This window comes from Streptomyces diastatochromogenes (assembly GCF_002242805.1).
Classification (GTDB): Bacteria; Actinomycetota; Actinomycetes; order Streptomycetales; family Streptomycetaceae; genus Streptomyces; species Streptomyces diastatochromogenes.
This window is the reverse complement of sequence record NZ_MCGQ01000013.1, coordinates 195,334-213,691: the sequence shown is the minus strand read 5'-3', so window position 1 is coordinate 213,691 and position 18,358 is coordinate 195,334. Positions and strand designations below refer to the sequence as shown.

20 protein-coding genes are annotated in these 18,358 nt (G+C 71.9%); 13 read left to right on the top strand and 7 right to left on the bottom strand.

The window, feature by feature from the left end; all coding sequences use genetic code 11:
• Positions 1 to 7 precede the first annotated feature (7 nt).
• A complete protein-coding gene (locus BEK98_RS15815; protein WP_094217151.1) occupies positions 8 to 2,074 on the top strand; it encodes a HelD family protein in 2,067 nt (688 codons plus the stop codon).
• A gap of 69 nt (positions 2,075 to 2,143) precedes the next feature.
• Positions 2,144 to 2,287 (top strand): hypothetical protein, encoded by a 144-nt coding sequence (locus BEK98_RS49005; RefSeq protein WP_167444175.1) that lies wholly within the window; start codon positions 2,144 to 2,146, stop codon positions 2,285 to 2,287.
• A gap of 29 nt (positions 2,288 to 2,316) precedes the next feature.
• Here BEK98_RS49005 and BEK98_RS15810 read toward each other — a convergent pair whose 3' ends face one another.
• Both BEK98_RS15810 and BEK98_RS15805 read right to left on the bottom strand, forming a co-directional pair.
• The gene (locus tag BEK98_RS15810; RefSeq protein ID WP_094217150.1) at positions 2,317 to 3,015 is read right to left on the bottom strand and encodes a copper homeostasis protein CutC; all 699 of its coding nucleotides are present in this window, start codon (positions 3,013 to 3,015) and stop codon (positions 2,317 to 2,319) included.
• 77 nt (positions 3,016 to 3,092) lie between these two features.
• Positions 3,093 to 3,764, bottom strand: a complete 672-nt coding sequence (locus BEK98_RS15805) for a maleylpyruvate isomerase family mycothiol-dependent enzyme (protein WP_208643118.1) — start codon at positions 3,762 to 3,764, stop codon at positions 3,093 to 3,095.
• Between the two features lie 50 nt (positions 3,765 to 3,814).
• Between BEK98_RS15805 and BEK98_RS15800 the strand changes: the two genes are divergently transcribed.
• Positions 3,815 to 4,459, top strand: a complete 645-nt coding sequence (locus tag BEK98_RS15800; protein ID WP_094217148.1) for an HD domain-containing protein — start codon at positions 3,815 to 3,817, stop codon at positions 4,457 to 4,459.
• A 26-nt stretch (positions 4,460 to 4,485) separates the two neighbouring features.
• On the top strand, positions 4,486 to 5,586 hold the full coding sequence (locus BEK98_RS15795) for a GNAT family N-acetyltransferase (protein WP_094217147.1): 1,101 nt from the start codon (positions 4,486 to 4,488) through the stop codon (positions 5,584 to 5,586).
• Positions 5,587 to 5,631: 45 nt separating this feature from the next.
• Here BEK98_RS15795 and BEK98_RS15790 read toward each other — a convergent pair whose 3' ends face one another.
• Positions 5,632 to 5,913 (bottom strand): DUF4031 domain-containing protein, encoded by a 282-nt coding sequence (locus tag BEK98_RS15790; protein ID WP_094217146.1) that lies wholly within the window; start codon positions 5,911 to 5,913, stop codon positions 5,632 to 5,634.
• 7 nt (positions 5,914 to 5,920) lie between these two features.
• The gene (locus BEK98_RS15785; RefSeq protein ID WP_094217145.1) at positions 5,921 to 6,304 is read right to left on the bottom strand and encodes a hypothetical protein; all 384 of its coding nucleotides are present in this window, start codon (positions 6,302 to 6,304) and stop codon (positions 5,921 to 5,923) included.
• Positions 6,305 to 6,359: 55 nt separating this feature from the next.
• Between BEK98_RS15785 and BEK98_RS15780 the strand changes: the two genes are divergently transcribed.
• Genes BEK98_RS15780 through BEK98_RS15765 form a run of 4 tightly spaced genes read left to right on the top strand, consistent with a single transcriptional unit; the run spans position 6,360 to position 10,032 of the window.
• Positions 6,360 to 7,265 carry a MurR/RpiR family transcriptional regulator gene (locus BEK98_RS15780; RefSeq protein WP_094217144.1) on the top strand — a complete coding sequence of 302 codons (906 nt, stop codon included), beginning with the start codon at positions 6,360 to 6,362 and terminating at the stop codon, positions 7,263 to 7,265.
• A gap of 50 nt (positions 7,266 to 7,315) precedes the next feature.
• Positions 7,316 to 8,245: an N-acetylmuramic acid 6-phosphate etherase gene (gene murQ, locus BEK98_RS15775; RefSeq protein ID WP_094217143.1), complete on the top strand. Its 930-nt coding sequence runs from the start codon at positions 7,316 to 7,318 to the stop codon at positions 8,243 to 8,245.
• A gap of 16 nt (positions 8,246 to 8,261) precedes the next feature.
• Positions 8,262 to 9,782 carry a PTS transporter subunit EIIC gene (locus BEK98_RS15770; RefSeq protein WP_094217415.1) on the top strand — a complete coding sequence of 507 codons (1,521 nt, stop codon included), beginning with the start codon at positions 8,262 to 8,264 and terminating at the stop codon, positions 9,780 to 9,782.
• A gap of 31 nt (positions 9,783 to 9,813) precedes the next feature.
• Positions 9,814 to 10,032: a hypothetical protein gene (locus tag BEK98_RS15765; RefSeq protein ID WP_094217142.1), complete on the top strand. Its 219-nt coding sequence runs from the start codon at positions 9,814 to 9,816 to the stop codon at positions 10,030 to 10,032.
• A gap of 100 nt (positions 10,033 to 10,132) precedes the next feature.
• Here the strand turns inward: BEK98_RS15765 and BEK98_RS15760 are convergent, their stop codons facing one another.
• Positions 10,133 to 10,654, bottom strand: a complete 522-nt coding sequence (locus BEK98_RS15760) for a class I SAM-dependent methyltransferase (RefSeq protein ID WP_341868972.1) — start codon at positions 10,652 to 10,654, stop codon at positions 10,133 to 10,135.
• On the opposite strand from BEK98_RS15760, the gene BEK98_RS49000 reads away from it, so the two are divergent.
• From BEK98_RS49000 to BEK98_RS15745, 3 genes are read left to right on the top strand one after another with little or no spacing between them, the layout of a single operon-like run.
• Positions 10,604 to 11,647 carry a hypothetical protein gene (locus BEK98_RS49000; protein ID WP_167444165.1) on the top strand — a complete coding sequence of 348 codons (1,044 nt, stop codon included), beginning with the start codon at positions 10,604 to 10,606 and terminating at the stop codon, positions 11,645 to 11,647. The two genes, BEK98_RS15760 and BEK98_RS49000, sit on opposite strands and share 51 nt — an antisense overlap.
• Positions 11,644 to 13,824, top strand: a complete 2,181-nt coding sequence (locus BEK98_RS15750) for a site-specific integrase (protein WP_143684114.1) — start codon at positions 11,644 to 11,646, stop codon at positions 13,822 to 13,824. The genes BEK98_RS49000 and BEK98_RS15750 overlap by 4 nt, the downstream gene beginning before the upstream one ends.
• A gap of 1 nt (position 13,825) precedes the next feature.
• Positions 13,826 to 14,308 carry a hypothetical protein gene (locus BEK98_RS15745; protein WP_094217139.1) on the top strand — a complete coding sequence of 161 codons (483 nt, stop codon included), beginning with the start codon at positions 13,826 to 13,828 and terminating at the stop codon, positions 14,306 to 14,308.
• A 466-nt stretch (positions 14,309 to 14,774) separates the two neighbouring features.
• Here BEK98_RS15745 and BEK98_RS15740 read toward each other — a convergent pair whose 3' ends face one another.
• Complete coding sequence (locus BEK98_RS15740; RefSeq protein ID WP_143684113.1) at positions 14,775 to 15,611, bottom strand: hypothetical protein; 837 nt, start codon at positions 15,609 to 15,611, stop codon at positions 14,775 to 14,777.
• Between the two features lie 120 nt (positions 15,612 to 15,731).
• Here BEK98_RS15740 and BEK98_RS15735 point away from each other — a divergent pair, with 120 nt between their 5' ends.
• A complete protein-coding gene (locus tag BEK98_RS15735; protein ID WP_094217137.1) occupies positions 15,732 to 16,199 on the top strand; it encodes an Lrp/AsnC family transcriptional regulator in 468 nt (155 codons plus the stop codon).
• A 250-nt stretch (positions 16,200 to 16,449) separates the two neighbouring features.
• Complete coding sequence (locus BEK98_RS15730; protein ID WP_208643117.1) at positions 16,450 to 17,037, top strand: hypothetical protein; 588 nt, start codon at positions 16,450 to 16,452, stop codon at positions 17,035 to 17,037.
• A gap of 114 nt (positions 17,038 to 17,151) precedes the next feature.
• Here the strand turns inward: BEK98_RS15730 and BEK98_RS15725 are convergent, their stop codons facing one another.
• Positions 17,152 to 18,351: an aminotransferase-like domain-containing protein gene (locus BEK98_RS15725; RefSeq protein ID WP_094217135.1), complete on the bottom strand. Its 1,200-nt coding sequence runs from the start codon at positions 18,349 to 18,351 to the stop codon at positions 17,152 to 17,154.
• Positions 18,352 to 18,358 lie beyond the last annotated feature (7 nt).

Below are 18,358 nucleotides of genomic sequence, written 5' to 3'. Positions count from 1 at the left end.
CACCCCCTTGTCCACGCCCGCCCACGAACCGCTCGACGCCCCCCTCGGCGACCCGCTCACCCGGGAGCGCACCCACCTCGCCTCGTCCCGGTCCGCGCTGCGCGCCATGCGCGAGGACGTCGAGGCGCTGGACATCCGCGACGTCACCGCGAACTGGGTCAACGCCGAGGTGCTCGCCCACCAGATCGACGAGCGCATCAAGGCGCTCGCCGACCTCAGCGACACCCCCCTCTTCTTCGGGCGGCTCGACTACCTGCACACCCCGGGCGCCGACCGGGCGGAAGGGGCCGAGGGCGAGAGGTTCTACATCGGGCGACGGCATGTGCACGACGCCGACGGCGACCCCATGGTCATCGACTGGCGCGCCCCGGTCTCGCAGCCGTTCTACCGCGCGTCCAAGAAGGACCCGATGGACATCGGGCTGCGCCGCCGCTTCGGCTACACCGGCGGCGACCTGACCGCGTACGAGGACGAGCACCTGTCCGACCCGGCTGAGGCGGCCGCCACCAGCAAGCTGCTCCAGCGGGAGATCGAGCGGCCGCGCGTCGGCCCGATGCGGGACATCGTGGCGACCATCCAGCCCGAGCAGGACGAGATCGTCCGCAGCGGCCTCGGCGGGACCGTGTGCGTGCAGGGCGGCCCCGGCACCGGAAAGACCGCCGTCGGCCTGCACCGCGTCGCCTACCTCCTCTACGCCCACCGGGAGCGGCTCGCCCGCACCGGCACGCTCGTCATCGGGCCGAACAAGTCCTTCCTGCACTACATCGAGCAGGTCCTCCCCGCGCTCGGCGAGCTGAGCGTGCAGCAGGCGACCGTGGACGACCTGGTCGCGCACGTCGAGGTGCGCGGCACGGACGAGGCGGCCGCCGCCGTCGTCAAGGGCGACGCCCGGATGGCCGAGGTGCTGCGCCGGGCCCTGTACTCCCACGTGAGCATGCCCACCGAGCCGGTCGTCGTCGTACGCGGCTCGCGGCGCTGGCGGGTTCCGGCGTACGAACTGGAGGACCTGGTCCGCGAGTTGCTGGAGCGGGACATCCGGTACGGCGCCGCCCGCGAGGCCCTGCCGCAGCGGATCGCGCACGCGGTGCTGGTGCAGATGGAGCGGGCCGGGGAGGCGCCGGACGACCGGGTGCAGGACGCGGTCGCCCGCAACAGCGCGGTGAAGACGGTCGTCAAGGAGGCCTGGCCGGCCGTGGACCCGGCGAAACTGGTCCTCCGCCTGCTGGCGGACGCCGACTTCCTCGCCGAGCACGCCGAGGGGATCCTGGACGAGGACGAGCAGAAGACGATCCTGTGGGCGAAGCCGGTGCGCAGTGTGAAGTCGGCGAAGTGGTCGGCGGCGGACGCGGTGCTGATCGACGAGGCGGCCGACCTGACGCAGCGCACGCACTCGCTCGGGCACGTGGTCCTCGACGAGGCGCAGGACCTGTCCCCCATGCAGTACCGGGCCGTCGGCCGCCGCTGCACCACCGGCAGCGCGACCGTCCTCGGCGACCTGGCGCAGGGCACGACGCCCTGGGCGACCCGGAGTTGGGACGAGGCGCTGGCCCACCTCGGCAAGCGGGAGGGCGTCATCGAGGAGCTGACGGCGGGCTTCCGCGTCCCCACGGACGTCATCACCTATGCCTCCCGCCTCCTCCCCCACATCGCACCCGGCCTCACCCCGGTCGCCTCGGTCCGTGAGAACCCCGGCTTCTTCGACCTTCGTACGAGCACGGAGACGGCCGAAGTGGTCGCCGCCTGCGAGGAGTTGCTGCGCAACGAGGGCTCGACCGGCCTGATCGCGGCCGACGCCCGCGTCCCGGCACTCGCCGAGGCCCTGACCGCGGCCGGGATCACCTACCTGGCCCCCGGTGAGGAGACCACCCGCGAGACCCGCCTGACCCTCGTCCCGGCCTCCCTCGCCAAGGGCCTGGAGTACGACTACGTGGTCCTGGACGAGCCCCAGGCGGTGGTGGACGGCGAGCCGGACGAGCGGACGGGGCTGCGGCGGCTGTACGTGGCGTTGACCCGAGCGGTGTCGGGCCTGATCGTGACGCACGCGGCGCCGCTGCCGTCACAACTCGCCGAGTAGGGTGCTGCGCCGTCCCCGTCATGGTTCCGCTGCTCCTACGCACCGGCGCGCTGGCCGGGTCGAGCGGCGGTGACCATCCGACGCGGCTCCACCGAGGCACAGTTCCGCGTCACCCACCCGCCGGGCGGCGCGTGTGCGTCCGGGGACTACCTGGCCTACCCGGAGTACAGCAAGAGCGGCGACATCTCGCTCTGCCTGCACCCCCTCAAGTGAGGCAGCGCGAGGCGGGCTGAAGGGGGGCGCTAGTCGGCCTCGCCGTCCAGCACCGCCCGCCACTGCGCGACCGCGTCCACCGAGACCGGCCCCTCCCAGCCCCGCGGCCGGGCCGCGCCGCCGATGTGGAAGGCGTCGATGCCGGCGTGCCGGAGGGCCGGGACGTGGTCCAGGCGCAGGCCGCCGCCGACGAGGATCGTCTGGTCGTAGCCGGGCTCGCCCCGTCGGCCCGCCTCGGCGACCAGGGTCGGCAGGCCCTCGTCGACACCGGAGGACGAGCCGGCGGTGAGGTAGGTGTCCAGGCCGGGCAGGTCGGCGAGCTGTTTGCGCAGGGCGTCGCGGTCGGCGGCGCGGTCGATGGCCCGGTGGAAGGTCCAGCGGCAGCCGTCCAGCGCGGCCACCACCCGCTCCACCGCGGCCAGATCCACCGCGCCGTCCGCCTCCAGGAACCCGAGCACGAACTGGTCGGCGCCGGCCGCCCGCAGCTCGCCCGCCGCCCGGACCAGGCTCTCGGGGTTTCCCGCCGCGAACCCGTCCGTCAGCCGCAGCATCACGCGCAGGTCGATGTCGACGGCGGCCCGGATCCCGGCGACCGTGGCCGCCGACGGGGTGAGCCCGTCGGCGGCCATCTCGGTGACCAGCTCCAGACGGTCCGCGCCTCCGGCCTGGGCGGCGACCGCGTCCTCGACGTCGAGGGCGATCACCTCCAGGACTGCACGCTTGCTCATGGCACCCCATTCATCGGCGGCTACAGGTCTAGTCCAATTCAAGACTACGCCGGTTCCGTACCCGCCCGGGCCACCGCTTACCCGAAGATGTTCAGTTCCCCCGCCGCCGCGCCCGCCAGCTCGTACGCGGCCCCGTCCAGCGGACGCCCCGAGTACAGGCGTACGAGGGTGGCGGCGTCGCCGATGTACCGGGCGGGCGGACCCCCCGCCGCCGCGTCCCCCAGCCGCAGCGGCTCGTCCACGTCGTCGAGGTCGGCGTGCAGCGGCACGTGCTTCTTCTCCCGCGTGACGCGGACCAGCAGGGTCAGCGCGTCCGGCAGACCGGCCCCCGCGTACGCCCCCGGCGCCCCGAAGACCTCGCGCACGTCACCGGCATGGACCCACTCCCCCAAGGCGATCATGTCCAGCACCCCGCCCGCCTTGGCGATCACCGGCCCCGCCTCGGTCATCCCGCGCTCCAGCTCGTCCACGACCTGCGCGTTCGTCCACCCGGCACGCTCGGCGATGTCCCGGTCGTTCGACTCGGGCGAGAACACCCCCTTCTCGTACCGGCTCTCCACCACCCGCATCAACGCGGCGGAACAGTGCGCCAGCACGTCCCGTACGGTCCACCCCGGACACGCGGCGGTCGGCAGCGCGAAGTCCGCGTCCGCGCGCGAACGCAGCAGCGGTATCAGCGCGTCCCGCTCGACCGCCAGCAGCCGACCGGGGAGTTCGGGGTCACGTGGTACCTCGCGTATGTCAGTCATGGGCCCCAAGCTAGGGGCCTGCCCCGCGCACGTCACGGAAGAATGAGCACATGGACGATCTCGACGCCCTGCGCCTCCGCTTCACCCGCGCCCTGGAAGGAACCCGCGCCCGCGGCGGCGGCCCCGACCCCGCCCCGTACGCCGACAACCTCCTCACTCGCTGGCAGGAGCCGCAGCGCCACTACCACACGCTGGCCCACCTCACCGCGGTCCTCGACCACGTCGACGTGCTGGAGGAGTACGCGGCCGACCCGGACGTCGTACGCCTGGCCGCCTGGTTCCACGACGCGGTCTACCTCCCCGACCGGTCCGAGAACGAGGAGCGGTCCGCGCACCTCGCCGAGCGCGCCCTGCGCGAGGCGGGGGTGCCCGAGGCGAAGACCGCCGAGGTCGCCCGCCTCGTCCGCCTCACCGTCACCCACGACCCCGCCGACGACGACCGCGACGGCCAGGTCCTGTGCGACGCGGACCTCGCGATCCTCGCCGCACCCCCGTCGGCGTACGCCACCTACACCGCCGAGGTCCGCGAGGAGTACCACTTCGTCCCCAACGACGCCTTCCGCGAGGGACGTTCGGCGATCCTGCGCCAACTGCTCGACCTGCCCCGCCTGTTCCACACCCCGTACGGGCAGGAGCACTGGGAGCCCACCGCCCGCTACAACCTCGCGGCCGAGCTGGAAATGCTGTCGACCTGAGGGAACCGGCACCCTAGGGTTCGCCCATGCGACCGATAAACGGGGATGACGTGATCGCGGCCGTCGAGGGCAGCGCGACGACACTGGGCACCGCGGTGGACCGGGACTGGAAGGACGTCAAGGCCTGGCGGATGGAGTGGAGTTGCCAGGAGACGGCCGAGCACGTCGCGCAAGCCCTGTTCGGGTACGCGAGCCGCCTGGTCACCGGCTCCCAGGAGTGGCTTCCCTGTGACCTCACCTTCGACGAGGACGCCGGCGGCGCCGGTGCGCTGAAGGTGATCCGGTCGACCGGCGGCCTGCTCGCCGCCACCGTCCGCACCACCCCGCGCGAGGTGCGTGCCGTCCACCCCTACCCCTTCGGCAGCGCCGACCGCGAGGGCTTCGCCGCGATGGGCATCGCCGAGGTGCTGCTGCACACCCACGACATCGCCCGCGGCCTCGGCATCGCCTACGAGCCGTCCGAGGACCTCGCCGAGTCCGTCCTGAGCTGGATCTTCCCGCACGTCCAGCCCGGCCCCGCGCCCTGGCCGACCCTGCTGTGGGCGACCGGCCGCGGCGAGCTGCCGGGCCGCGCCCCGGTCACCGAGTGGCGCTGGCGGAACAACCTCGTCATCCCCGCCGAGCGCTTCACCCTGGTCGGCGTCCGCCCGGCCGCCGCCCGCGACCTCCGCATCGGCGGCGACGGCGGCTTCGAGTGGATCGAGAACGGTCCGTACGAGGGCACGCGGGAGGCCTCCACCTACCTGGTGAAGGCGTACGAAGCGGGCGTGCACCGGCCCGAGTTCGGCGTCTTCGCCCTCGTACGCCACGAGGACGGCCGCGCCATCGGCGGCATCGGCTTCCACGGCGTCCCGGACGAGGAGGGCCGGGTCGAGGTCGGCTACGACCTCGTCGAGGGCGCCCGCGGCCACGGCTACGCGACCGAGGCCCTGCGCACGCTGACGGAGTGGGCACTGACCCGCGACGACGTCGACACGGTCTTCGCGACCATCGAGGGGGACAACCTTCCCTCGCAGCGGGTGGTGTCCCGGGCGGGGTTCACCCGGGCGACCGTGGAGGAGGAGCGGACCGCGCAGGACGAGCACGGCATGGAGAGCGGGCTCCAGCTCTACACCCGCCGGGGCTGAGCCAGAAGACATCCGTCGGGGCCGAGCCGGCAGCCGGGACCTGGTTCAGTCCCGCACCGAAGGAGCCGGCCGCCCCTTCGGACGCCGCAGGCCCGCCTCGGTGAGCCTGCGGACCAGTTCCTTGGAGCCGATCTCCACCGCCCCGGCGGCCACCGCGTCCGCGTACCGGTGCGACGGGATGTCGTAGTGGTCGCGCTCGAAGGCCCGCCGGGGTGCGCCCAACTCCGCGGCGAACGAGTGCAGTTCGTCGTACGAGACGTCGCTGACCAGGTGCGACCACATGCGCCCGTGGCCGGGCCAGGACGGCGGGTCGATGTACACCGTCACGGGAGCCTCACGAGGACTGCATCCCGCCGCCGGCCCGCCCCAGCGCGCCCACCGCGGCGACCTTCACGCCCGCCTTGTGGCACACCCAGTGCGGGTCGGGCCCCAGCTCCGGCTCGACGTCCAGCGCGTGCGGGTCGCCCGAGCCGCACACCGGGCACAGCGGCCAGCGGCCGTACCGCTCCAGCAGCGCGTCCTGGACGTCCTGCGCGACCAGCCCGGCCACGTAGTCGACGCCGTCCGGCCACTGCTCGACCCACCAGCGGCGCTGTGCGACGGAGTCCTCGACCAGCGAGACCACGTCGGCCTCGGCGACGTCGCCCGCGACCAGATCGGCGAGCACCAGCGCGCGGGCGGCGTGCAGCGCCTGCTCAAGCGGGGTTAGAGGCTCCATGGTCCCATTGTGCGCACTCTTGACCGCGAGACCGAAACGAAAATATCTTTCATTGGTGACCCAGGACGTGAAGGAAATTTTCGGCAGTCCGGGCGGCTCGCTCGCCGCCAAGGTGCGCACCCTCGCCCCTTCCATGACCCGGTCCATGCAGCGCGTCGCCGAGGCGGTCGCGGGCGACCCGGCCGGCTGCGCCGCCCTCACGGTCACCGGCCTCGCCGAACTGACCGGCACCAGCGAGGCGACCGTCGTACGCACCGCCCGGCTGCTCGGCTACCCCGGCTACCGCGATCTGCGCCTCGCCCTCGCCGGCCTGGCCGCACAGCAGCAGTCCGGCCGCGCGCCCGCCATCACGACGGACATAGCGGTGGACGACCCCATCGCCGACGTCGTGACCAAGCTCGCCTACGAGGAGCAGCAGACCCTCGCCGACACCGCCGCCGGACTCGACACCGCCCAGCTGGGCGCCGCCGTCACCGCGCTCGCCGGTGCCCGCCGCACCGATGTGTACGGCATAGGGGCCTCCGGTCTGGTCGCCCAGGACCTCACGCAGAAGCTGCTGCGAATAGGGCTCATAGCCCACGCGCACAGCGATCCGCATCTCGCGGTGACCAACGCCGTGCAGCTTCGGGCGGGAGACGTGGCGATCGCCATCACGCACTCCGGGTCGACGGGGGACGTCATCGAGCCCTTGCGGGTGGCGTTCGAGCATGGGGCGACGACGGTGGCCATCACCGGGCGGCCGGACTCTCCGGTGACGCAGTACGCCGACCATGTGCTGACCACGTCCACGTCCCGGGAGACCGAACTGCGACCCGCCGCGATGTCCTCTCGGACCAGTCAGCTGCTGGTGGTGGACTGTCTGTTCGTGGGAGTCGCCCAGCGGACCTACGAGAGCGCGGCTCCTGCGCTGGCCGCGTCTTACGAGGCGTTGGCCCATCGGCACCGGAGTTCGCCTCGATAGAACGTACCTAGGGAACTGACCAGCCCTGAACTGGAGAAGAGCCGCCCCCCATGACCTCCACCCCCCGTCGGCTCCAAGCCGAACTCGCCTCCCTGACCACCGAAGCCTTCCGGCCGGAACTCTCCGAGATCGACCAGTTGCCCACCCTCGACATCGCCCGCCTCATGAACGGTGAGGACGCGGGTGTGGCCGCCGCCGTCGGCGCGCGGCTGCCGAGGATCGCCGCCGCCATCGATGCCATCGCCGAGCGCATGGCACGCGGCGGACGGCTGGTGTACGCCGGTGCCGGTACCGCCGGGCGGCTCGGCGTGCTCGACGCCTCCGAGTGCCCGCCCACCTTCAACACCGACCCCGCCCAGGTCGTCGGCCTGATCGCGGGCGGGCCCGAGGCCATGGTCACCTCGATCGAGGGGGCCGAGGACTCCAAGGAGCTGGCCCGCGCGGACCTGGACGCGCTGAAGGTCGGCGCGGACGACACCGTCGTCGGCATCTCCGCCTCCGGCCGCACCCCGTACGCCATCGGCGCCGTCGAGCACGCCCGTGCGCTCGGCTCCCTGACCGTCGGGTTGGCCTGCAACGAGCACAGTGCGCTCGCGGCCGCCGCCGAGCACGGCATCGAGGTCGTCGTCGGGCCCGAGCTGATCACCGGCTCGACCCGGCTGAAGGCGGGCACGGCACAGAAGCTGGTGCTCAACATGCTGTCGACGATCACGATGATCCGTCTGGGCAAGACCTACGGGAACCTGATGGTCGACGTCCGCGCCTCCAACGACAAGCTCCGGGCCCGGTCGCGGCGGATCGTCGCCCTGGCCACGGGAGCGAGCGACGGGGAGATCGAGAAGGCGCTCACCGAGTCGGGTGGCGAGGTGAAGAACGCGATCCTGGCCATCCTCGCCGGTGTCGACGGCCCGACGGCTGCCCGCCTTCTGGAGGAGTCCGGCGGTCATCTGCGTGCCGCGCTGGCGGACGCGGGCACCTGACCCGCACGCTCGGGTCGTGCGCAACGACCCCGCCTCCACCGCAGCCGCCGTCCTCACCCGGGTCGGCGGCCCCGCGAACGTCACATCCGTCGCCCACTGCATGACACGGCTCCGGCTGACCGTCGCCGATCCGGGGGCGGTGGACGAGGAGGGGCTGCGCGGGCTGCCCGGGGTGCTGGGGGTGGTCACGGACGGGGGGTCGTCGGTGCAGGTCGTGCTGGGGCCGGGGGTGGTCGGGGAGGTCACGGAGGCGGTACGGGAGCGGGTCGGGGCGGCCACGGAGGCGGTGCGGGAGCGGGTCCGGGAGGTCCCGGAGGCCGTACGGGAGCGGGTCACCGAGGAACCGGGCGGCGGCGCGGGCGCGCAGGCCGCCGATCAACCGATCCGCACCGGCGCCCAGTTGAAGGAGCAGCTCAGGCAGCGCAACGCCACCCCCTTCAAGACCGCCCTCCGCCGCCTCGCCGCCGTCTTCGTACCGCTCATCCCCGCCCTGATCGGCTGCGGCATCCTCGCCGGGGTCAACGGGCTGCTGGTCAACGCCAGTTGGCTGCCCGGCCTGACCCCCGCCGTGGCCGCCGTCGCGTCCGCCTTCATGGCGCTGATCGCGGTGTTCGTCGGGTACAACACGGCGCAGGAGTTCGGCGGCACGCCCGTGCTGGGCGGGGCAGTGGCGGCCGTGGTCGTCTATCCGGGCGTGGCCAGGGTGACCGTGTCCGGGGTGCACCTGGCCCCCGGCCAGGGCGGGGTGCTGGGCGCGCTCGCGGCGGCGCTGCTGGCGACCCGCGTGGAGAAGTGGTGCCGGGGCCGGGTGCCGGGCGCCCTGGACGTGCTCCTGACCCCGACCGTGACCGTCCTCGTCTCCGGCCTGGTCACGCTGTACGGCCTGATGTACGCGGCCGGCGTGGTCGCCTCGGCGATCGGTACGGCGGCGAACTGGCTGCTGGCCACCACCGGAGCCGTGGCCGGACTGGTCCTCGGCGGCCTGTTCCTCCCCCTCGTCATGCTGGGCCTGCACCAGGCCCTGATCCCCATCCACACCACCCTCATCGAGCAGCAGGGCTACACCGTCCTGCTCCCGCTGCTGGCCATGGCGGGCGCGGGCCAGGTGGGCGCGGCGCTGGCGGTCTACGTCCGGCTGCGCCACGACACCTCACTGCGTTCGACGATCAGGTCGGCGCTCCCGGCGGGCCTGCTGGGCGTGGGCGAGCCGCTGATCTACGGCGTCTCGCTCCCCCTGGGCCGCCCGTTCGTGACGGCGTGCGCGGGCGGGGCGGCCGGCGGGGCCTTCGTCGGGTTCTTCGCGATGCTCGGTGACCAGGTCGGGGCGACGGCCATCGGCCCGTCGGGCTGGGCCCTGTTCCCGCTGCTGGCGGGGAACAGGGGCGCGGGGGTGGCGGCGGCCGTCTACGGGGGCGGCCTGCTCACCGGGTACGCGGTGGGTTTCGCGGCGACGTACCTCTTCGGCTTCCCCCGCCGCCCGCGCTCCCGTGCCCGATCCCGCTCCGACTCCGGCTCCCGTGTGGCCGCATCGGCGTGACGGACCGTCGGGACCGTTCGTTTCCCCGGGCATGATGAAGAAGCTCCTGGCCACCGCCGCCCTGACCGCCTCCGCCGCCGTCCTCGCGGCCCCCGCCGCCCAGGCCGACGACCACTGGACCGCCACCGGCACCGCCCTGTGCGCCGGTGACCTCGTGGTCGCCCCGGCCGCCAAGGCCGTCTCACCCCTGCCGCTGGCCGACGCCGCCCCCGCCTGCGGCAAGGGAAGCCTCATCCACAACGGCGGCTGACGGCCTCGACAGCGAGACCTTCGCGATCCAGGTGATGAAGTCCCCGGGGTCGTTGTCGGCGCCGTGTCCGGCGTCCCACGAGGCCCCACGTTGGCCGGATTCAGCGGCTGGGGGCACGCCAGACGAGGGTGTAGCGCCAGAAGAGCCGCCGGCGCAGGCGAGCACCCGGCAGGAGTCGGCGGGCTTCGCTGACGATCTCGGCGAAGGTCATCTCGGGTTCACGGACGGGAGCGGTCATGGACACGGGCCGCGCCGCCGTCCGCCCCCGGTTCTTCAGCCACCCGGCCGCCATGTTGAGCGGCACGGCGAGCAGACCCAGCGCGTGATCCCCGCGACTCGCGGCCCGGGCACAGCCGACGACCACCAGGGTGCCGCCCGGCGCGAGTCCCCGCCGGAACCGGGCGAGGGTCTCGGCGAAGGGGAGGTGGTGGAGCACGGCGACGCAGGTGATGACGTCGTGGGGGCCGGCGGGGAGGCCGTGCGGCGCCTCGGCCAAGGTGTAGCGGACGGCGGCGGACGACTCGGTCGCCTCCCTCGCCCGCTCCAGGATCTCCGCGTCCGAGTCGACCCCATGGACCACCTCACCCCGCCCGGCCAGCAGCCGCACCAGCTCGCCACTCACACCGGCATCGTGCCCGACGGCCTGGACGATCTCGGGCTTGACGACGTCGACTGGGCCGGTGAGTCGACGATTCTGCTCTCCTACATCAAGCGCCGCACGGCTGAGGAGAGCCGAACCCTGACCAGGAGGGCCACCCGGCTTCTGGAGCAGTGGCTGGACCACTCCTCCCTCACTCGGAAGTTCGCGCCCACGAACATGCGTTACGCCTTGTGGGTGCGCTACGTACCCCGAGGCCGGGTCACATGGGTAACCACGGTCCCGCACGAGGAGACGACGAAGAGATGGATTACCGCGCAAGGACTCCTGGCCGACAGCGGCAAGCCACTGCGGGTGCACCTGCACAGGATCAGGACGACATACGACTCGATGCGTGACCGCCGCGCCTGGGCCGGAAGCCGACGCGCCACACTGGATCCCAACCGAAGCCCGCAGGTCGAAGCCGACCACTACCTCGGCGCCGGCACTCCCGAGCAGCGCGCATTGGTCGACGACATCATCGTCGAGGCCCAGCACGACATGCTGCGCAAGGCCGAGCCGCCGATGGTGCTCACCACCGAGGACACCGCCTCCCTCGTACGGGAGTACCCCGAGCGCGTCGCCGGCCTCAGTCTGGACGACACGTCGCTCACCGAACTCGTCAACGGCGAACGGGACGTGTTCAGCGCCGCCTGCGGCGATCACCTTTCGGGCCTGCACGGTCCCAAGGGGAAGCCGTGTCCGGCCCGCCCGTGGGTGTGCCTGCTGTGCCCGCTGGCACTGTTCACCCCCCGGCACCTGCCGAACCTCATGCGCCTGCGCGCGTTCTTCGCGCGCCAGTGGGACCAAATGCCCTCCGTGGAGTTCATGCGGAACTTCGGCCCGTACGACCAGCGGGTGGCCGAGATCCTCACTCCCGGCGTCTATTTCCCCTCCCCGATGCTGCTGGAAGCCGCTGCCCAGGTGGCCGACTCCGACGACGAACTGCCGCTGCGGCCGGAAGAGACAACGCGATGATGAACCGCCCCAAGACCGCCGCGCCGGACCAAGCCCAGGCCAACCACGGCCCGCTGGCGCGCGTCGACATCTGCGAGGCGGTGGGTCTCGCGGTGCGCCCGGGCGGGAAACGTCCCCTGGTCGGCGACCTGATCTGGGACTTCGCAGACCTGGAGGATCTGCCCGTCCACCTGCAACCGGGCCGGGTCCGCCTGGACTTCACCAGCATCCGCAACCCGAAGTGGCGCCCCCTCGCCCAGGAGTACCTGTTCGCGCGCATGGCCCCCGGACACGAAGCCGTGCGGCACCTGCCCAGCGCCTTCCGCATCCCGCTGCACTTCGACACCTGCCGGAGCCGCCTGGCCGAGCTGGCGCGGTGGTTCAACTGGCTCACGCGGCGCCGCGTCACGACCCTGGAGGATGCGACGCACCAGCACTGCCAGGGTTTCTACGAGACCCGCAAGCACACCCGGGGCACACACGGCGGGCCACTGCGGCCGACCAGCTGGCACACTCGCATGACCGCCGCTCAGGCCGTGCAGGAACCGGTCTTCTACAACGACCTCTTCACCACCGACCGCTTCACCGAAGGATTCATCCCCTGGGCCGGCCGAACCCCCTATGAGGTCGCGGGCCGCACACGGTCCACCGAGAACGTCGTGCAGCCGCTACGCGACGAGGCACTACGCCCCTGGCTGGCCGCGGCCCTGTACATCGTGCAGACCCTCGGCCCCCACGCACTCGACCTGATCCGCACCGTGCGCCAGTACGACGACGGGGCGCCTTGGCCGGGCCAGGGCACGCTTCTGGAGCGTCTTGAGACGGTGATACACACCCACCTCGCCCAGGGCCTTCCTTTGGAACCGGTCGGCTCCCGGGAGATCAGCTCACGGCTGGTCGAGGGCTGGTCCGCCGAGGACCCCCTGCTTGCGGTGAACGTGCTCTCCATCGCCCGGGAGGCAGGGATCTCAGCATTCTTCTACAGGCACCTGCCCCCGCTGCGTCCGCTGCTGGAACGGACCGTCGCGGCGGTGGGACTGCGGCCGAGATGGGCGTGGAACGCCGCCACAGTGGAACGCGCCGACGGCGCCGGAACCGTTCCTTGGACCGAAGGTTTCGCCACTGCCGAAGAGGCAGGCCGCATGGTGGAGCGGGTACGGACCGCCTGCCAGGTTGCCGTCGCCCTGCTCGCCGGCCTACGCAACAGCGAGCTGGCGGCGATGCCTCTCGACGCGTGTGTCCCGCCGCAGGACCTCGGCGCGGGACGCATGCGCTACCGGCTGCGGACCAAACTGGTCAAGGGGCAGGAACAACTGGGCGGCGTCTGGGACGAGTGGGTCACCGTGGCCCCCGCCTTTGACGCGGTCGCCCTGGCCATCGAGCTCCTGGACCCCCGCCGACCCAGCAAGCACGTCTTCGGCCGCACCGCCATGGCCAAACGCTGCCGTTCACTGCGCGCGTGGGTCAACGGCCCCGAGGGACAGCGGCTGGGCCTCGCCCCGATTCCCGACGACCAGATCAACATGCGCATCACCCGACGCACCCTGGCCATGGCGCTCGCCCACCGCCCCGGCGGACTACTGGCCGCCAAGATCCACCTCAAGCACGTCTCCATCGTCACCACCGAGGGCTACGCCGCCAGCCCCTGCGGCTCCCAGGCCAAGTTCATGTCCGAGGTCAGCGCGGAGGAGCAGGTCCGAAACAAGGACCTGACCCTCGCGGCGTTCCGTGACTACCAGAACGGAATCCGCCCGGCCGGACCCGGAGCCCGCGACCTGATGGCCCACTTCAAGTCCGTCGACGAGACGATCCGCGAACTGCAGGCATCGTCCCTCGGTGTCCGCCCCGGGGACGAGGAAGTGATCCAGCTACTGGCCCGCCGAGCGAAGACGCTGCACCTGGGCGTCGCGAACTACTGCTGGTTCGCCGACCCCTCCAGGGCATTGTGCCTCCTCTTGGCCGGCACACCAGGTGCGGACAAGCCGCTGGTCGGCATGTGCGACTCCGCCCGGTGTCCGCAGGCCACCCACCACATCGGACACCGGACAGTGTGGGCCTCCGCCGCAGAGAGCAAAAAGGTGTTCATCGGCAACATCGGACGCGGGCAAAAGGATGAGAAGGCCCGCCTGCAGAAGGAACTCGACCGCGACCTGCGGGTCTTGGCCGAAATCGACGCCGCGACCGGAACGGCAGTGTGACATGGGACGTATCAGCGAGGACACCCGAGCCCATAACGAGGAGGCGATCCGCGCGGCGATGGACCGGCTGCTGCGCGGCGACTTGCCGCCCGGCGGCAAGTGCGACCTCCGAACCCTGGCGAGCGAGGCCGGGGTGCCCCGCACCGCCTTCTACGCCAAGAAGAACCGCGACGGCACTGCCAGAAAGGGCCCGTATCAGCACCTGGCCCAAGAGTTCGAACGGCGCTTGACCGCCCTCAGGGATGCCGGAACGGTCCCCGACCCCCGAACCGTGCAGATCGAGCGGCTCAAGGAGGCCAACGCCACCCTCAAGACCCGGCTCGAACAGCGGGACGCCGAACTTGAGACGCTCAAGGACCTCAAACGACGCGCCCTGTCTCAAATTGCTGCCCAGCACCTGGAAATCGAGCGCCTACGGGAACAGAGCACGGGCCTCGGCAACGTTCGCAGGATCCCGCCCGGCCGAGTGGGCACGGCGCCGTAGGGGTCATGCAGCTGACGACATTCACATACAGGGGGCGGCTGCCTGGCCGATGAATGCCGGCCAGCCGCCCCCTGGTGCTGCGCTAGGGATCTACTCGTCTGGACGAGGACGCGCTGCCACCTACCGCGTTCTGGGTCGTCACCAGCCGATGGTCAGGCGGGTCTCGGGCCGCGTGACGCGGACACCGGCGGCGAGCCGGTCGTCGGGGGCGCTTGCGGGGTAGGCGGTGACGACGGGCTGCTGGAACCTCTCCTGACCTCAGCGCCGCAGGAGGTCGTTGACCTGGCCGATGAGTTTGCTGCTGTCCGGGCCGTGCACGATGAGACCGAGCTCGTTGGCGTCCTCGCCAGCCGGGCGGGCGGTCACGTAGACGGGGGTGCCGCCGTCGTACAGGCCCCCACATGGGAGACCCTCCCGTGACGCCGCGACTTCCTGCTGAGCGCGCTGGTCGCGACCGGCCTGCTGGTCATTCTCGCCTCCACCGTGTTCGCCGCGTGATGTGCAACCGCTGCGTGGGTGATGGCTGTTGTGATCCGTCGGTTCCGTGTCCGGCGAGGGCCGCCCGCAGGAGCCCGTTCGTGAGCACCATCCCCGCAGCGGCCAGCACGAATGCCGCGGGCGCACCGAACGGACCGAGGGCGGCGGCCAGCACCAGCAGGAACACGGTGCTGCCGGCCGCCGCGGTCAGCGCACCGTGGGTCAGTTCCACCGCCGCCCGCGGTCCGGTCGACCGGTGCAGGCCGGGAGCCATCACCGCCAGCAGTACCGGCAGCGACGAGAGCATGCCGCCCAGCGTCGGCCCCAGAGTCTGCGAGGCAGCGAGGGCTACGGTGACCGCCGCTCCCGATACTGCCATCCGTATCGGCAGCTCCCTGCTGCCCTCCCGGCGCGGTGTACGCGCCTCGGCACCGGACTCGGGCCAGGTCCACAGCCCGGCCGCGATCGCCGCACCGGCCAACGCGGCCGTCAGCCACGCGTCGTCCACGGCGATGCCCAGCGCCGCTGCCGCGCCACTGGCCGCAAGGGCCGCCCCGAGGGCCTGCCGGGGCCGCACCCTGGGCGCGAACTGCCCGTAGGCCAGGGCGAAACACACCACCACCAGCTGCCCTGTCACCGCTCCGAGTGCCGCTCCGGCAGCCGCCCGGTGCCCGGAGGTCAGACACATCAGCACCAGGAACGGCCCCGTCGTCGTCGGAGCACCCAGGAGCTGCCCGCCGAAGCGCGGACCCAGCCTTCGGGCGAGGACGGAGGCGAGCAGAACAACCGAAGGCGCCAGAGCGACACGGAACAGCAGCATTTCCATGACCTCGACCCTGCCGGAAGAACTCCCGATTCAGATTCGGATATAGACCCGCTTACGGACATGGGGCCGATTAATCCTCGGCAGATGCGCGATGGGGCCGAGGAATCCTACGATCCCTGCATGGACCGTATCGACCGGCAGCTCCTCGTCCTTCTCCGGCGGGACGGCCGCGCCACCTACCAGGACCTGGGGCAACACGTGCGCCTCTCGGCGAACACCGTGGCCGACCGGGTCCGCAGACTGCAGAAGGCCGGCATCATCCGCGGCTACCGAGCCGACATCGACCTGGCCGTCCTCGGCCGCACCATGGAGATGCTCAGCGACATCCGGCTGCGCGACGGCGTCGACCGTGCCGCCTTCGAGCAACAACTCACCCAGATCCCGCAGGTGGTCGGCGCGATGCGGCTCACCGGCGAGTACGACTACCAGCTGCGCGTGGTCTGCACCGACGCCCACGAGTTCGAGAGCGTCATCGACCGCCTCAAGGGGGACGCGGGCGTGCGCGAACTGCGCAGCCGACTGCTCCTCCACGAAGTGCCGCTGGGCCCCGACAACCTGATCGACCACACCACCCCCACCCGTCCCTGAGCCGTGCAGGTCCTCATCACCCTCAAGGCCCGGCACGCCGCGCTCTGCGGCATCTCTGCGCGTGTATGGGGCGGCACGACGCTTTCCGCCAATACCTCTGTTTGAATCGGCGCAGCGATTGAAAGGTGGACCAACCGATGCAGCCACGACAGCACCCGTCTGGGCCGGCGCGATGACCGCTTCCGATCGCCGCCGAAGCGCGCCAGAGCATCCTTGGCGTGGGATTCACCTCGACGTGTACGAGCGGCACATGGGCGACCCGAGGGTCGGGCAGCTCCAGCGGCTCCGCGATATCACCGGGGAACAGCTCGCGGCGTACCCGTTCCGTGCGATCGGGGTGCTGGGAGTCGCGGGAGGCAACGGACTCGACCTCATCGACCCGGAGACCACGGATGCCGTCTACGGGTACGACATCAACCCCGACTACCTCGACGCCTGCGAGACCCGGTATCGCGACACCCTCGGCGCTCGCCTCCAGCTGATCGAGACGAGCATCGACCGTTCCGTGCGGATCGAGCGCGTCGACCTCCTCATCGCCAACCTCATCATCGAGTACGTGGGCGCCGAAGAGTTCGTCGCCTTCTCGGCCGCGAACGCCCGCTCCATCGGCGTGCTGTCGTGCGTGATCCAGCGCAACGACGCGGCAGGCTTCGTCAGCTCGACGGACTACTCATCGTCGTTCGACGCTCTCGCCTCGGTGTCATCGGACATCGACCCCGAGACGCTGACCTCAGCGATGTCGGATGCAGGGTTCGCAGACCTGGGTCGCTGCGAGTATCCCTTGCCGAACGGTAAAACCCTGGTGCGACAGGACTTCCGGACGACCCCGCGCCCATGAACAGCCAGATCCCTGCGCCCGCGTCGTCGTACTTCGAGACGGTGCCGGAGGATCTAGTGGCCGGGTTCCAGCAGGCCGTAACCAGGACCGGGTGACAGTTCGACAGGGCTGGGGTCAGCTCAGGGCTTTGGCCAAGCGGTTCAGGCCGTCCGCGATCTCGGCGGGGGTGTGGGTGGTGAACGACAGGCGCAGCGTCGCCGGGTCCGGGTGGCCGGCGAAGAAGGGGGCGCCGGGGACGTAGGCCACGTTGTGGGCGACCGCTTGCGGGAGCAGGGCGGTCGCGTCGTGGCCGGAGGGGAGGCGGGCCCAGAGGAACATGCCGCCGTCCGGGCGATTCCAGCTGCTGCCGGCGGGCAGCGCGTCCGGGAGGCCGGCGAGCAGGGCGTCGCGGCGCTCGCGGTAGGCGTCGCGGACGGTGGCGAGGTGAGCGTCCAGGTCGCAGTCGGCGAGGTAGCGGGCCGCGGCGGCCTGGTCGACCGTCGAGGTGTGCAGGTCGGCGGCCTGCTTGGCGATCACGCAGGCGCGCCGGAGTGCGGCCGGGCCGCGCAGCCAGCCGAGCCGCAGCCCGGGGGCCAGCACCTTGGAGAAGCTGCTCAGCAGCACCGTGCGGTCCTCTGCCCCGGCGCAGCCCGCGACCCACTGCACCGGCTCGCCGCTGAAGCGCAGTTCGCCGTACGGGTCGTCCTCGATGATCCAGAGCCCGCGCCGCGCCGCGACCTCCGCGACCGCCCTGCGGCGGGCGAGCGGCAGCGTCCGGCCGGTCGGGTTCTGGAAGTTGGGCACCAGATACAGCAGCTTGGGCCGTTCCGCCGCGACGAGCGCGTCGAGCGCGTCCGGCATGATGCCGTCCGCGTCGGTGGGGGCCGCGATGATCCGCGCGCCGGCGAGTCCGAAGCACTGCAGCGCGGCGAGGTAGGTCGGGTCTTCGACCAGGATCGTGTCGCCGGGTTCCAGCAGGGCCGAAGCCAGCAGCGACAGTCCCTGCTGCGAGCCGCCGGTGACCAGCAGCTCCTCGGGTCCGGTCGGGAGGCCGCGCGTGGTGAGCCGGGCGGCGACGGCCGCGCGCAGCGACGGATCGCCTTCGGTGGTCGAGTACTGCAGCACTTGCCGCGGTGACTCGCGCAACACCGCGTCGTAGGCCGCGCGGATGCCCTCCGCGTCGAAGAGCTCGGGGGCGGGAAGGCCGCCCGCGAACGAGATGACGTCGGGGCGGGCGGTCAGCGCCAGGATCTCCCGGACGGGCGATCCGCCCACGGCAGAGGTGCGGGCGGCGAGAGCAGGGACGGCGGCGGCGCCGCTGTCGGCAGTGGTCATCTCATGG

Coding starts and splice junctions, on each gene's coding strand:
- BEK98_RS49000 (WP_167444165.1), top strand. CDS start 10,604: ATGGACCACCTCACCCCGCCCGGCCAGCAGCCGCACCAGCTCGCCACT.
- BEK98_RS15735 (WP_094217137.1), top strand. CDS start 15,732: ATGGACCGTATCGACCGGCAGCTCCTCGTCCTTCTCCGGCGGGACGGC.
- BEK98_RS15740 (WP_143684113.1), bottom strand. CDS start 15,611: ATGGAAATGCTGCTGTTCCGTGTCGCTCTGGCGCCTTCGGTTGTTCTG.
- BEK98_RS15765 (WP_094217142.1), top strand. CDS start 9,814: ATGATGAAGAAGCTCCTGGCCACCGCCGCCCTGACCGCCTCCGCCGCC.
- BEK98_RS15785 (WP_094217145.1), bottom strand. CDS start 6,304: ATGGAGCCTCTAACCCCGCTTGAGCAGGCGCTGCACGCCGCCCGCGCG.
- BEK98_RS15750 (WP_143684114.1), top strand. CDS start 11,644: ATGATGAACCGCCCCAAGACCGCCGCGCCGGACCAAGCCCAGGCCAAC.
- BEK98_RS15730 (WP_208643117.1), top strand. CDS start 16,450: ATGGGCGACCCGAGGGTCGGGCAGCTCCAGCGGCTCCGCGATATCACC.
- BEK98_RS15795 (WP_094217147.1), top strand. CDS start 4,486: ATGCGACCGATAAACGGGGATGACGTGATCGCGGCCGTCGAGGGCAGC.
- murQ (WP_094217143.1), top strand. CDS start 7,316: ATGACCTCCACCCCCCGTCGGCTCCAAGCCGAACTCGCCTCCCTGACC.
- BEK98_RS15800 (WP_094217148.1), top strand. CDS start 3,815: ATGGACGATCTCGACGCCCTGCGCCTCCGCTTCACCCGCGCCCTGGAA.
- BEK98_RS15805 (WP_208643118.1), bottom strand. CDS start 3,764: ATGACTGACATACGCGAGGTACCACGTGACCCCGAACTCCCCGGTCGG.
- BEK98_RS15810 (WP_094217150.1), bottom strand. CDS start 3,015: ATGAGCAAGCGTGCAGTCCTGGAGGTGATCGCCCTCGACGTCGAGGAC.
- BEK98_RS15745 (WP_094217139.1), top strand. CDS start 13,826: ATGGGACGTATCAGCGAGGACACCCGAGCCCATAACGAGGAGGCGATC.
- BEK98_RS15725 (WP_094217135.1), bottom strand. CDS start 18,351: ATGACCACTGCCGACAGCGGCGCCGCCGCCGTCCCTGCTCTCGCCGCC.